The sequence below is a fragment of the Aquariibacter albus genome (assembly GCF_014145335.1).
Classification (GTDB): Bacteria; Pseudomonadota; Gammaproteobacteria; order Burkholderiales; family Burkholderiaceae_C; genus Aquariibacter; species Aquariibacter albus.
In genome coordinates this window covers 52,208-64,844 of sequence record NZ_JACIVI010000003.1, presented here as the reverse complement: position 1 = coordinate 64,844, position 12,637 = coordinate 52,208, and the positions used below count along the sequence as shown (strand labels likewise).

At 68.6% G+C, this 12,637-nt stretch carries 10 protein-coding genes; 9 read left to right on the top strand and 1 reads right to left on the bottom strand.

What is annotated here, in order from left to right:
- Positions 1–50 precede the first annotated feature (50 nt).
- The 6 genes from H4F90_RS09640 (at position 51) to glmU (ending at position 7,185) form a co-directional block, all read left to right on the top strand.
- Positions 51–1,928 carry a phosphoenolpyruvate carboxykinase (GTP) gene (locus H4F90_RS09640; RefSeq protein WP_182663969.1) on the top strand — a complete coding sequence of 626 codons (1,878 nt, stop codon included), beginning with the start codon at positions 51–53 and terminating at the stop codon, positions 1,926–1,928.
- Between the two features lie 246 nt (positions 1,929–2,174).
- Positions 2,175–3,182 (top strand): AAA family ATPase, encoded by a 1,008-nt coding sequence (locus H4F90_RS09635; RefSeq protein WP_182663967.1) that lies wholly within the window; start codon positions 2,175–2,177, stop codon positions 3,180–3,182.
- Positions 3,183–3,274: 92 nt separating this feature from the next.
- Positions 3,275–3,829 carry a PEP-CTERM sorting domain-containing protein gene (locus H4F90_RS15605; RefSeq protein ID WP_235972140.1) on the top strand — a complete coding sequence of 185 codons (555 nt, stop codon included), beginning with the start codon at positions 3,275–3,277 and terminating at the stop codon, positions 3,827–3,829.
- 85 nt (positions 3,830–3,914) lie between these two features.
- A complete protein-coding gene (locus tag H4F90_RS09625) occupies positions 3,915–4,850 on the top strand; it encodes a 5'-nucleotidase (protein WP_182663965.1) in 936 nt (311 codons plus the stop codon).
- A 117-nt stretch (positions 4,851–4,967) separates the two neighbouring features.
- Positions 4,968–5,657 carry a DUF4136 domain-containing protein gene (locus tag H4F90_RS09620; RefSeq protein ID WP_182663963.1) on the top strand — a complete coding sequence of 230 codons (690 nt, stop codon included), beginning with the start codon at positions 4,968–4,970 and terminating at the stop codon, positions 5,655–5,657.
- Between the two features lie 127 nt (positions 5,658–5,784).
- Positions 5,785–7,185 carry a bifunctional UDP-N-acetylglucosamine diphosphorylase/glucosamine-1-phosphate N-acetyltransferase GlmU gene (glmU, locus tag H4F90_RS09615; RefSeq protein ID WP_235972139.1) on the top strand — a complete coding sequence of 467 codons (1,401 nt, stop codon included), beginning with the start codon at positions 5,785–5,787 and terminating at the stop codon, positions 7,183–7,185.
- Between the two features lie 30 nt (positions 7,186–7,215).
- Here glmU and H4F90_RS09610 read toward each other — a convergent pair whose 3' ends face one another.
- Positions 7,216–7,725, bottom strand: a complete 510-nt coding sequence (locus H4F90_RS09610) for an Lrp/AsnC family transcriptional regulator (protein WP_182663958.1) — start codon at positions 7,723–7,725, stop codon at positions 7,216–7,218.
- A gap of 166 nt (positions 7,726–7,891) precedes the next feature.
- Between H4F90_RS09610 and glmS the strand changes: the two genes are divergently transcribed.
- The 3 genes from glmS (at position 7,892) to H4F90_RS09595 (ending at position 12,635) form a co-directional block, all read left to right on the top strand.
- The gene (gene glmS / locus H4F90_RS09605) at positions 7,892–9,775 is read left to right on the top strand and encodes a glutamine--fructose-6-phosphate transaminase (isomerizing) (protein ID WP_182663956.1); all 1,884 of its coding nucleotides are present in this window, start codon (positions 7,892–7,894) and stop codon (positions 9,773–9,775) included.
- A gap of 480 nt (positions 9,776–10,255) precedes the next feature.
- Entirely contained in the window at positions 10,256–11,275 is a 1,020-nt protein-coding gene (locus H4F90_RS09600; RefSeq protein ID WP_182663954.1) for a nucleoid-associated protein, read from the top strand.
- Positions 11,268–12,635: a hypothetical protein gene (locus tag H4F90_RS09595; protein WP_182663952.1), complete on the top strand. Its 1,368-nt coding sequence runs from the start codon at positions 11,268–11,270 to the stop codon at positions 12,633–12,635. Before H4F90_RS09600 ends, H4F90_RS09595 begins: the two co-directional genes overlap by 8 nt.
- Positions 12,636–12,637 lie beyond the last annotated feature (2 nt).

The window sequence follows — 12,637 nt, the reverse complement described above, 5'->3', positions numbered from 1 at the left end:
ATGGCCTCGAATCCGGCGCCCCGATTCAGTTTTACTTTTCCCGACCCGGTATGAACAACACCCTTCCTGAATCTGTGGCCGTGCAGGCCCCGGAGTACGTCCGGCACGCCGGCCTGATCGCCTGGGTCGCCCGCATCGCCCGCCTGACCGGCGCCGCGCGCATCCATTGGTGTGACGGGTCGGAGGCGGAGTACCGCGCGCTGTGCGACCAGCTGGTCGCCGCCGGCACGATGATTCCGCTGAACCCGGCCAAGCGCCCGGGCAGCTACCTGGCCCGCAGCGCGCCGAGCGATGTCGCCCGCGTCGAAGACCGCACCTTCATCTGCAGCGCGACCAAGGAAGCCGCCGGCCCGACCAACCACTGGATGGAGCCGGCCACGATGCGCGGCATCCTGGAGACCGGCCAGCCCGACGGCACGCCCGCGCTGTTCAAGGACTGCATGAAGGGCCGCACCCTGTACGTGGTGCCCTTCTCGATGGGCCCGCTGGGCTCGCCGATCGCCCACATCGGCATCGAGCTGAGCGACAGCCCCTATGTGGCCGTCAGCATGCGCACCATGACCCGCATGGGCCGCGCCGTCTATGACGTGCTCGGCGAGACCGGCGACTACGTGCCCTGCGTGCACACCGTCGGCGCACCGCTGGCCGAAGGTCAGGCCGACGTGGCCTGGCCCTGCAACAGCACCAAGTACATCGTGCACTACCCCGAGACCCGCGAGATCTGGTCCTACGGCTCGGGCTACGGCGGCAACGCGCTGCTGGGCAAGAAGTGCTTCGCGCTGCGCATCGCCTCCACCATGGGCCGCGACCAGGGCTGGCTGGCCGAGCACATGCTGGTGCTGGGCGTCACCTCCCCCGCCGGCAAGAAGTACCACGTCGCCGCCGCCTTCCCCAGCGCCTGCGGCAAGACCAACTTCGCGATGCTGGTGCCGCCCAAGGGCTTCGAGGGCTGGAAGGTCACCACCATCGGTGACGACATCGCCTGGATCAAGCCGGGCGCCGATGGCCGCCTGTACGCGATCAACCCCGAAGCCGGCTACTTCGGCGTGGCCCCGGGCACGAACGAGAAGACCAACCCGAACTGCATGACCTCGCTGGCCCGCGATGTCGTGTTCACCAATGTCGCGCTGACCGACGACGGCGACGTGTGGTGGGAAGGCATGACCGACACCGCGCCCGATCACTTGATCGACTGGCAGGGTCAGGACTGGACCCCGGCGATCGCCAAGGAAACCGGCGCCAAGGCCGCACACCCGAACGCGCGCTTCACCGTGGCCGCCACCTGCAACCCGGTGCTCGACGCCGACTGGGACCAGCCGGCCGGCGTGCCCATCGATGCCTTCATCTTCGGCGGCCGCCGCTCGACCACCGTGCCGCTGGTGACCGAGGCCCGCAACTGGACCGAAGGCGTCTACATGGCCGCGACCATGGGCTCGGAGACCACCGCCGCCGCCTTCGGCGCGCAGGGCGTGGTGCGCCGCGATCCCTTCGCGATGCTGCCCTTCGCCGGCTACAACATGGCCGACTACATCCAGCACTGGCTGAACCTGGGCCGCAAGCTGGAAGGCTCGGGCGCGAAGCTGCCCAAGATCTTCTGCGTGAACTGGTTCCGCAAGGGCCCGGACGGCAAGTTCGTCTGGCCCGGCTACGGCGAGAACATGCGCGTGCTGGCCTGGATGCTGGAGCGCGTCGAAGGCCAGGCCCCGGCCGAGGAGCAGCTCTTCGGCCTGAGCCCGCGCTACGAGGACCTGCGCTGGGACGGCCTGGCCTTCTCGCGCGAAGCCTTCGACAGCGTGATGAACCTGGACCGCGCCGCCTGGCAGCAGGAGCTGACGCTGCACAGCGAGCTGTTCACGCTGCTGGCCCAGGGCCTGCCGGCCGAGCTGCCGGCGCACCGCGCCAAGCTGGAAGCCGCGCTGGCCGGCTGATCCATGACACGGTCCGGCGGGGCGCAGGCCCCGCCGGATGCCGGTGCCCCGCAGGGCCCGGGCCTGCCTTCCTTCCGGGGAACGCGGGCCCGGGCCCTCGGTCTTTGGGCGGCGGCATGGCATGTGGCTTGCACAAGCCCGCGCAAGCCAGAAGCCCGGATTCACCCCGCTGTTGCGGGCCTGAAACCCCGGGGCTTCTGCTGGAATGGGCTTGCGTTCTAGGCTACGTGCGTCTGGAGGATTCCGATGTCCGCACCGTCCACCGATCTGGTCACCGTCCCGGCGCCGCACCGCGGCATCCCGATCGCGCAGATGCGACCGGTCTACCGGCTGGGGGATGTCGAGAAGCGCCTCGACAAGCTGCCGCAGAAGGAGCACGAAAGCCTGCGCGCCACCTACGAGCGCATGCTGGAGAAGGGCCCCGAGCGCTTCCAGGTCAAACCCGGCGGCCTGCCGGTGATGGACCCGCTCTACGACGAGCTGCCCAACTTCCACGCCGTGCTCGACGACCTGCGGCGCCAGCTGGCCCTCTGCCATGACAGCCGCGACGCGCTGGAGATCACCCCCATGCTGCTGCTGGGCCCGCCCGGGGTCGGCAAGACGCACTTCGCACGCGAAGTGGCCAAGCTGCTGGCCACCGGCTACGGCTTCATGAGCATGTCCTCGCTGACCGCCGGATGGCTGGTCGGGGGGGCATCCAGCCAGTGGAAGGGCGCGCGGCCCGGCAAGGTCTTCGAGACCCTGGTGGATGGCGAGTATGCGAACCCGGTGATGGTCGTCGACGAGATCGACAAGGCCGGCGGCGAACAGGCCTACGACCCGCTCGGCGCGCTCTACAGCCTGCTCGAACACGACACCGCCCAGGCCTTCACCGACGAGTTCGCCGAGGTGGCCATCGACGCCAGCCAGGTCATCTGGGTGGCCACGGCCAATGACGCGCGCGGCATCCCCGAACCCATCCTGAACCGGATGAATGTCTACGAGGTGGCGATGCCCGAGCCGGAGGCCGCACGGCGCATCGCCCTGCGGCTCTACCAGGCCATCCGCGGCGAGCACCACTGGGGCGAGCGCTTCGTACCCGAGCCCTCGGAGGCGGTGCTGGCCCTGCTGGCCGCCCTGGCCCCGCGCGAGATGCGGCGTGCCTGGATGACCGGCTTCGGCAATGCCAAGCTGGCCGGCCGCGACCACATCCAGCCGGCCGACCTGCCCGAGGCCGGCGGGGGCAAGCGCAAGCCCATCGGTTTCGTTCAGTAGCGTCGTCCATCCTTTGAACTAGGGATCGGAGCTTCAGACCATGCCGTGATATACCCCCTAAGTCGTTCGCGACACATCAGGAGGAGTGAGAAATGACAACCATAAACGTCAAGCTGAGCGCGCTGGCCCTGGCGGCCTGCGCATCGCTGCCCGCCCAAGCCCTGTCCATCGGCAGTGGCTTCGAAACCTTCATTTTTGGTGGCGCCGGAAGCGCCTGGGACAGGACCTTCGACTTCGTCCTGGCCACCGACGCCCTCCTGCAGGTGACGGACGCCTTCCAGGCCGGGGACCGCTTCGAAGTCTTCGACGGCGTCACCTCGCTGGGCCTCACCTCCGTGCCGACCGGCCTGGGTGACCAGATCTTTGACGACTACGAAGCCGCCCTGGCCGACCCGCGCTGGAGCTCCGGCAGCTTCCTGCTGTCGGCCGGCAGCTACAGCATCGGTGGCACGGCGGTGACCTCGCTTTCCGGTATCGGCAGTGCCGCCCTGCGCCTGGTGGCGGCCCCCGTGACGCCCCCCGTGACGCCCCCCGTGACGCCCCCCGTGACGCCCCCCGTGCCGGAGCCCGGCACCTACGCCCTGATGATGGGCGGCCTGGGCCTGCTGGGCTTCCTGGCCCGCCGCCGCGCCAAGCCGCAGGCCTGAGTCCGGCACCGGCTCCACACAAGCCCCGCCGCGGCGGGGCTTTTTCATGTCTGCGACCCACGCGGCGCGGCCCTACCATCCCGCCATGCCCGTGACCCTGGACGATCGTCTGGTCGTCGCCATCTCCTCGCGCGCCCTCTTCGACTTCGAGGAGGAGAACCGGCTCTTCGAGTCGAGCGACGACCGCGCCTACATGCGGGTGCAGCTCGACCGCGTCGAGCAGCCGGCGCCGCCCGGCGTGGCCTTCTCGCTGGTGCGCAAGCTGCTGGCCTTCAACCCGCCCGCCGGGCAGGAGTTCGCCGACCGGCCGGTGGTGGAGGTGGTCATCCTCTCGCGCAACGACCCGGTCTCGGGCCTGCGCGTGTTCCGCTCGGCCAAGCACTACGGCCTGCCGATCGAGCGCGGCGTCTTCACCCGCGGCGCCTCGCCCTGGCGCTACCTGAAGCCGCTGAAGGCCCAGCTCTTCCTCAGCACGCACGAGGCCGATGTGCGCAGCGCGCTGGAAGCGGGCGTGCCCGCCGCCCGCGTGCTGCCGCATGCGGCGCGGGCCTCGGGCGCGCATCCGGACGAGGTGCGGATCGCCTTCGACGGCGACGCGGTGCTCTTCTCCGACGAGGCCGAGCAGGTCTTCCAGCGCGGCGGCCTGCAGGCCTTCCAGACCCATGAGCGCGACCGCGCCGCCACACCGCTGGCCGCCGGCCCCTTCAAGCCCCTGCTGCAGGCCTTGCAGCGTCTGCAGTCGGCGGGTGCGGCGGCGCAGCGCGATGGCCGCCCGGCCATGCGCCTGCGCACCGCCCTGGTCACCGCGCGCAGCGCGCCGGCCCATGAACGGGCCATCCGCACCCTGATGGACTGGCGGATCGAGGTCGACGAGGCGCTCTTCCTGGGCGGACTCGACAAGGGCGCCTTCCTGGCCGAATTCGAGCCCGACTTCTTCTTCGACGACCAGACCCGCCATGTCGAGAACGCCGCACCGCATGTGCCGGCCGGCCACGTGGCCGCCGGCATCGCGGGCGGCTGACCCCGGGGCCCACCCGCCCAAGGCCGACGCGGGAAACTTGCCGGCCGGACGAGGGTCCCTTGCCTTTCCGTTCCACGCCGGCTTCAGCCGGCGAGCCGTCCCGCCGAGGAGTCCACGATGTCACGCTTTCCCCTGCCCGAGGCCGCCTCGGGCGCCCGATCCCGCCGCCTGGCCCTGCTGACGGGCAGCCTGCTGGTGCTGGCGCTGGGTGCGCTGTCCGGCTGTGCCACGCTCAACCAGGTGCAGGTCGAGGTGTCCAGCCACGGCGATTGGCCGGCCGGCCGCACGCCGGGCAGCTATGCCATCGAGCGCCTGCCCTCGCAGCAGACCGACCTGGCCGCCCAGCAGGCCCTGGAGGATGCCGCCCGCCCGGCCCTGAGCCTGGCCGGGTTCAAGGAGGTGCCGGCCGAGCAGGCCGAGCTGCTCGTGCAGCTGGCCTCGCGCAGCCAGAAGGTGGTGACGCCGGACCCCTTCTACCCGGGCTGGGGCGGCCCCTTCTACGGCGGCTACGGCTACCCCTGGTGGCGCGGCCCGGGCGTCTACGTCGGCGGCGCCTACGGGTCCCGCTACTACCGCGGCAGCAGTATCGGACTGGGCTTCGGCCCCGAGCTGACGCAGACCCAGCGCGAGACGGCGGTGCTGATCCGCGACCGCAGCAGCCAGAAGGTGATCTTCGAGACCCGCGCCCGGCTGCTGGGCGGCAGCAGCGACCGGGTCGTCCCCCTGATGTTCGAGGCCGCACTGAAGGACTTCCCGCAGGCTGCCCCCGGCCCGCGCACCCTCACGCTGCAACTGCCGCCGAACTGAGGCCCGGCCCCCGCCCTCGGCGGCCCCGCAGGGCGGCCGAGCGGGGCCGGGATAATCGCGGCAGGAGGTCCGTCCAGCCCGGACGGACAGCGTCTTCCCCGACGCCGAACCCAGGATGTCCCCCCGCATGCTCGACCTCGTCATCATGGCCGCCGGCAAGGGCACGCGCATGCGCTCGGCCCAGCCCAAGGTGCTGCACCGCCTGGCCGGCCGGCCGCTGCTCGGCCATGTGCTGGCCACCGCCGCGGGGCTGGCGGCCCGGCGCCTGATCGTCGTGACCGGCCATGGCGCCGACGCGGTCGAAGCCGCGATGCGCGCCGATTTCCCCGGCCTGCCGCTGGCCTTCGTGCGTCAGGAACCGCAGCTTGGCACCGGCCATGCCGTGCAGCAGGCCCTGCCCGTGCTGGGCGAGGCCGGCACCACCCTGATCCTGAATGGCGACGTGCCGCTGATCGGCGCGGCCACCGCCCGCGCCTTGGTGCAGGCCTGCGGTGGCGAGCGCCTGGCCCTGCTGACCATGCAGCCCGAGGATCCGAGCGGCTACGGCCGCATCGTCCGCGCCGGCGAGGGGCCGGACGCGCCCGTGCAGGCCATCGTCGAGCACAAGGACGCCAGCCCCGCGCAGCGCGCGATCGGCGAGGTCTACACCGGCGTGATGGCCGCGCCCACCGCCGCCCTGCGCCGCTGGCTGGCCGCACTGCGCAATGACAACGCCCAGGGCGAGTACTACCTCACCGACATCGTCGCCATGGCGGTCGCCGAAGGCTGCCCCGTGGTGGCCAGCCGCTGCGCCGACCCCGTGGAGGTCGCTGGCGTGAACAGCCCCAGCCAGCTCGCCGAGCTGGAGCGCCGCCTGCAGCGCCGCCAGGCCGAGGCCCTGATGGACGCCGGCCTGCGCCTGGCCGACCCGGCCCGCTTCGACCTGCGCGGCACGCTGCAGCACGGACCGGATTGCGAGGTCGACATCGGCTGCCTCTTCGAGGGCCGGGTGCAGCTGGGCGCGGAGGTGCGCATCGGCGCGCACTGCGTGATCCGCAACGCGGTGATCGGCGACGGCGCCGTGATCCACCCCTACACCCACATCGACGGCGACACCCTGGGCGTGCAGGTCGGCCCCGGTGCGCTGATCGGCCCCTACGCCCGCCTGCGCCCCGGCGCCGTGCTGGGCGCCGAGGTGCACATCGGCAACTTCGTCGAGGTGAAGAACAGCACCCTGGCCGAAGGCGCCAAGGCCAACCACCTGGCCTACCTGGGCGACGCCAGCGTGGGCGCGCGGGTGAACGTGGGCGCCGGCAGCATCACCGCCAACTACGACGGGGCGAACAAGCACCGCACCGTGATCGGCGACGACGCCCACATCGGCAGCAACTGCGTGCTGGTGGCGCCGATCACCGTGGGCGCGGGCGCCACCGTCGGGGCCGGCAGCACGATCGGCAAGGATGCGCCGGCCGGCCAGCTCACCGTGGCCCGGCCCAAGCAGCTCAGCCTGCCCGGCTGGCAGCGGCCGGTGAAGGTGCCCAAGGGCTGAGACGACCGGCTGAGGCGCCGGGCCCGCGGCTCAGCCGCGTGGGGCGGCCGGCAAGGGCAGCGCGCTGCCGAAACGCGCCCGCTTCACCGCGAAGAAAGCGCGCACGCTGCGCACATTCAGGTCGGCGCTGAACAGGCGCTCGGCCAGTGCGGCATAGGCCGGCATGTCCGGCACCGCCAGCACCAGCACGAAATCCGGTCCGGGCGAGACGCGCCAGCACTGCTGCACGGCCGGCTCGGCCAGGGCGCCGTCTTCGAAGGCCTGCAGGCGCTCGGTGGCCTGCACGTCCAGCGTCACCTCCACCAGGGCCTGCAGCAGCGGCAAGCCGGCGGCGGCCATCGCGGCCGGTGCAAGCTGGGCCACGATGCCCTCGATCAGCCCCTGCGCCTTCAGCCGCCGCACGCGCCGGTGCGCGGTGGCCGGCGAGAGGCCGGCCGCCTCGGCCAGGGCCTGGTTGGAGCGATCGGCATCGGCCTGCAGCAGGGCCAGCAGGCGCAGGTCGGCCGCATCCAGCGGCGGGGGGGCTTCATCCGTGGGCATGTGGCAGATTGTTTCTCATCAAGCATCCGATCGGTTGATTCATTCACTCGAATCTTCACAGGAATGAATCATTCATCAGACTGGCTTGAAGGAAAGCCTATTCCACACCACCTGACCTAGCATCCCCCTTCGGCCCCGGACGGTCCGGGGTGCGGGAGAGGCTTTCATGTGTGGCATCGTCGGCGCGCTCGGCTCGCGCAACATCGTTCCCCTGTTGGTCGAGGGCCTGCGGCGGCTGGAGTACCGCGGCTACGACTCCTGCGGCGTGGCCGTGCACCGCGAAGGCGGCCTGCAGCGCAGCCGCAGCACCGCCCGGGTGGCCGAGCTGGACCAGCAAGTCGCCGACGAGGGCCTGGCCGCCGGCACCGGCATCGCCCACACCCGCTGGGCCACCCACGGCGCGCCCGCCGTGCACAACGCCCACCCGCACTTCAGCCACGGCCCCGGCGGCGAGGCCAGCGGCCGCGCGCCGCGTATCGCCCTGGTCCACAACGGCATCATCGAGAACCACGAAGCCCTGCGCGAACGCCTCAGCGCCCGCGGCTACGTCTTCACCAGCCAGACCGACACCGAGGTCATCGTCCACCTCGTCGATTCGCTCTACCAAGGCGACCTGTTCGATGCCGTCGCCCAGGCCACCGCCCAGCTTGAAGGCGCGTATGCGCTGGCCGTGATCTGCCGCGACGAACCGCAGCGCCTCGTCGGCGCCCGCCAGGGCTCGCCCCTGGTGCTGGGCCTGGGGCCGGCCGACCGGCCCGCGCAGGCTGGCGAGCGCTACCTCGCCTCCGACGCCATGGCCCTGGCCGGCGTGACCGACCAGATCGTCTACCTGGAGGAAGGCGACCTGGTGGACCTGCAAGCCGGCAAGCACTGGGTGCTGGCCCGCCGCAGCCCCGCCGACCGGCCGCAGGCCGTCGACCGCCCCGTGCGCACCGTGCATGCGCACAGCGGCGCGGCCGAGCTGGGCCCCTACCGGCACTACATGCAGAAGGAAATCTTCGAGCAGCCGCGCGCCCTGGCCGACACCCTGGAAGGCGTGGAAGGCTTCGCGCCCAGCCTCTTCGGCCCCGGCGCCGAAGCCACGCTGCGCCAGATCGACCGCGTGCTCATCCTGGCCTGCGGCACCAGCTACTACGCCGGCAGCACCGCCCGCTACTGGCTGGAAGCCCTGGCCGGCGTGCCCACCAGCGTCGAAGTGGCCAGCGAATACCGCTACCGCGACAGCGTGCCCGACCCGCGCACCCTCGTCGTCACCATCAGCCAGAGCGGCGAAACCGCCGACACCCTGGCCGCCCTCAAGCACGCCCGCAGCCTGGGCATGCCGCACAGCCTGACCGTGTGCAACGTGGCCACCAGCGCCATGGTGCGCGAATGCGAACTGGCCTACCTGACCCGCGCGGGCGTGGAGATCGGCGTCGCCTCCACCAAGGCCTTCACCACCCAGCTGGCCGGCCTCTTCCTGCTGACCCTCACCCTGGCCAAGCTGCGCGGCCGCCTGGACGCCCCGGCCGAAGCCGCCCACCTGCGCGCCCTGCGCCACCTGCCCGCCGCCCTGCAAGCCGTGCTGGCCCTGGAGCCCCAGCTCATCGCCTGGGCCGAACAGTTCGCCGCCAAGGAACACGCCCTCTTCCTGGGCCGCGGCCTGCATTACCCCGTCGCCCTGGAAGGCGCGCTCAAGCTCAAGGAAATCAGCTACATCCACGCCGAGGCCTACCCCGCCGGCGAACTCAAGCACGGCCCCCTGGCCCTGGTGACCGCCGCCATGCCCGTGGTGGCCGTCGCCCCGAACGACGCGCTGCTGGAAAAGCTCAAGAGCAATCTGCAGGAAGTACGCGCCCGCGGCGGCGAACTCTTCGTCTGCGCCGATGCCGACACCCAGATCAGCCCCAGCGCCGGCGTCCACATCATCCGCCTGCCCGAACACTACGGCCCGCTCAGCCCCATCCTCCACACCCTGCCGCTGCAGCTGCTGGCGTACCACACCGCCTGCGCGCGGGGGACGGATGTGGATAAGCCGAGGAATTTGGCGAAGAGTGTGACGGTGGAGTGATTGCCGGGACGGCTCAAACCGGTGTTCTTTGCCATTAATGTCTGAGACAACGCATCAAAGTCCGGGACAGTGCATTAATTGCTGAGACACGGTCCGGGGGGGGGGGAAGGTACAGCTTCAGGCGATCTCAGTCGTTCTCGGCTCAGCAGCTGAGTAGCTGTTCCAACCAAATCCAGCCACGCTAGTCGGCAGCCTTGGCAGGCGTCCGAGCAAGCGCTGCAGGGACACCCGGGCTGCCTGAAAGAGCCAATATCGATTCACGAAGCTTAGTCAGTTCACAATTGACTGGTTGCGGCGCCGATGTGTCGTGAATAACACCCAGCTACGAGGGAGGGCTGCCTAAAATCCCGCCGCCGCGCTCTGGAGCACAGGCTCCTGTGCGGTGTAAAAAATTCCAGGTAGCTCACGCACTGAGCCACACAGCTCTTATCCTTATTTCGTCAGGGCTTTGGTCCGACAACATTCGTCCTCGGAGTTCACATGACCACGATTCACGCCGCAGTGCTGCACAAGCTGAGCAAGGATGCGCACAAGCCGGCCACGGTGCAGACTCGCGATGCTGAGCTTGAGCTGACCCCGACCGTGCAGAGTTTGGTGGACCAGATCAATGACCTGTACGGCAATCGCGCCAGCAAAGGATATGGCCGGTTTGAGGACGATGAGCTGACGTATCCCACCGCGCCGGTGCTGCGTGACATGTTTAAGGATCGCAAGACCAGCTTTGTCGACGGGACAAAGCAGCTCATGAAGGTCCTGGCCGGGAAGGCGATGCAGGCTTCGGCGTCCAAGGGCGGCTACGTACTCATGGTTCATGGTCGGTCGAAGACGGGTGATGACTGGCTGCTTGTAGCCATCATCAACAACGTTGCGAGCACCGCGGTCAACGAGAAGACGCTTGAGATCGAAGAGGCCGTGCACATCGACCTTGAGAACGTCCGGGTCGCCGGTCGCGTCAATCTTTCGGCGTGGTTGAGTGGCGATCCTCATACCCGGTACGTGGGTTTCCTTAAGGCACGCGGTGACGTCGCCGAGTACTTCATGTACTTCCTTGGCTGCAGGCTGGTGGTTAAGGACACGGAGGACACTAAGCGCCTTGTCACAGGGCTGAAAGACTTCGCTCATAGTGAAGGCCTCGACCAACAGGCCACCGATGAATTCCTGCGACGCGCTCACGGCTATTGCATTGAGCGCAGCAAGGCACGGGAGCCCGTCAGCCTTGAGGAATTGACGAACTTCGCCTGGCCGGCCGAACCCAAGAAGCTACAACAGGCCTTGGCTAGCGACGAAATCGAGCTCAGCGACGGCTTTGTGCCCGACAGTGGCAGCTTGAGGAAGCTGCTGAAGTTTCATGGGAAGACGCCGTTCTGGACAGTAGCCCTGGACCGTCGCGCGCTCAGCAAAGGACACGCTGAGTACATTGCCGAGCGCGGCGAACTGGTGCTTCGCAATCTCCCCGATGCATTGAAAGCGGAACTGCAAGCCGAGATGAACGATGACTGACCTGGTATGGACGGCGCTCGCGCTCATTGCCAAAGGCTTCGCGCCGGCGATGCCGGGTGCAACTCGCGGCAGCTTTTTTGTGGCGACGGAGGCCGACCGGACTGCTGTCGAGCTGTGCTTGAAGGAGCACGACAGGACCGGCTTGGAAGTCGTGGAGAGCGTCAACGCTGTGGTGATCGGTCGGACCGTAACGCTGTCCTTCGATCCTAAGCCGGGCTGGGCATCGGTAGCCAAGGATTTGGACGAGTTACTGGACGAACCCGGCAACCGCATACGAGCTAAGTCGAGATTCCTTGTCCTGGATACCAAGCAATCCTCCGACGACTTGCTCGATCAAGCGACCGACGTAGGCCGATACATGGTCGTCATTGGCCTCGTGCAGGCGCTGAAGGAAGCCGCGGGATTTCTGGATACGCCTGAGCAGAACCTTGTGTTCATCAGCGGCGGACGCTTCGACCTGCCGGTCAACTACACCGTGACCGATTTGCGCAAGCTGAACCTGGACGATGTGAGGGCGCTCACGACCCTCATCCCTGCCGATACGCACAAGAAGCAGTGCGCCGCAATCTTTGCCTCGGCAATCACTGACTTGGTACGTGCTCAACCGACGCAAAACCGATTCGCCTACCTGCTCGCGCACGCCAAAGAACTGCGTGCTGCCTACGACCAAGGCTACAAAATTTACGCCGCCGGATTTTCCTATGAAAAGCTGAAGGATACGGTTGAGGCGGCGCGCGTCGAGTTCGCCGGAAAGATTCACAAGGTCCTGTCCGATGTTCAGAACCAATTGCTGGGCATCCCGATCGCCACGATCATCGTCGCCACCCAGATGAAACCGTCGGCCGACTTCGGAGCCGAGTTCATAGTGAACACCGCCGTCCTGCTGGGGGCGTGGGTGTTTGTCGGCCTCACACTCCTGCTGCTGTTCAACCAGTTCCAAACGCTTCTGGTGCTGGAGGGCGAGATCAAGCGGCAGAAGTTGCAACTGGAGCGTGAGTACAAGGCGGTCGCCGGCTCGTTGGAGGATGCCTTCACGTCGCTTGTTCGCCGTGTTTTTAGCCAGAAGGTCATCTTGGGCGTAATTAGCATCGTGGTGGTTTGCGGCCTCGCAATGGCACACTGGGCCTATTCGCGATTGACACCGCTTGCCTGGGCCAGTGTGACCGGAATACCTGTCGCCGCCCCTTCGAATCCAGCATCTGGAGTTTCCGCGGCGTCGTCGAACCCCGCGCCTCAATCGCCGGCTTCATCTGTCAAGCCAAGTGCGCCGGTTTCGGCTGCCAATGCCGGCATGGTCACGACGGCAGATACGCAGAGGGATCAGATGTCACCGAAAGCGGCAAGCTCCTCCGCTCGCTGAAT

Bases quoted from the DNA above. Each gene is read 5' to 3' on its own strand.
- H4F90_RS09620 (WP_182663963.1), top strand. From the start codon at position 4,968: ATGTCACGCTTTCCCCTGCCCGAGGCCGCCTCGGGCGCCCGATCCCGC.
- H4F90_RS09610 (WP_182663958.1), bottom strand. From the start codon at position 7,725: ATGCCCACGGATGAAGCCCCCCCGCCGCTGGATGCGGCCGACCTGCGC.
- H4F90_RS09625 (WP_182663965.1), top strand. From the start codon at position 3,915: ATGCCCGTGACCCTGGACGATCGTCTGGTCGTCGCCATCTCCTCGCGC.
- H4F90_RS09640 (WP_182663969.1), top strand. From the start codon at position 51: ATGAACAACACCCTTCCTGAATCTGTGGCCGTGCAGGCCCCGGAGTAC.
- glmS (WP_182663956.1), top strand. From the start codon at position 7,892: ATGTGTGGCATCGTCGGCGCGCTCGGCTCGCGCAACATCGTTCCCCTG.
- H4F90_RS15605 (WP_235972140.1), top strand. From the start codon at position 3,275: ATGACAACCATAAACGTCAAGCTGAGCGCGCTGGCCCTGGCGGCCTGC.
- glmU (WP_235972139.1), top strand. From the start codon at position 5,785: ATGCTCGACCTCGTCATCATGGCCGCCGGCAAGGGCACGCGCATGCGC.
- H4F90_RS09595 (WP_182663952.1), top strand. From the start codon at position 11,268: ATGACTGACCTGGTATGGACGGCGCTCGCGCTCATTGCCAAAGGCTTC.
- H4F90_RS09600 (WP_182663954.1), top strand. From the start codon at position 10,256: ATGACCACGATTCACGCCGCAGTGCTGCACAAGCTGAGCAAGGATGCG.
- H4F90_RS09635 (WP_182663967.1), top strand. From the start codon at position 2,175: ATGTCCGCACCGTCCACCGATCTGGTCACCGTCCCGGCGCCGCACCGC.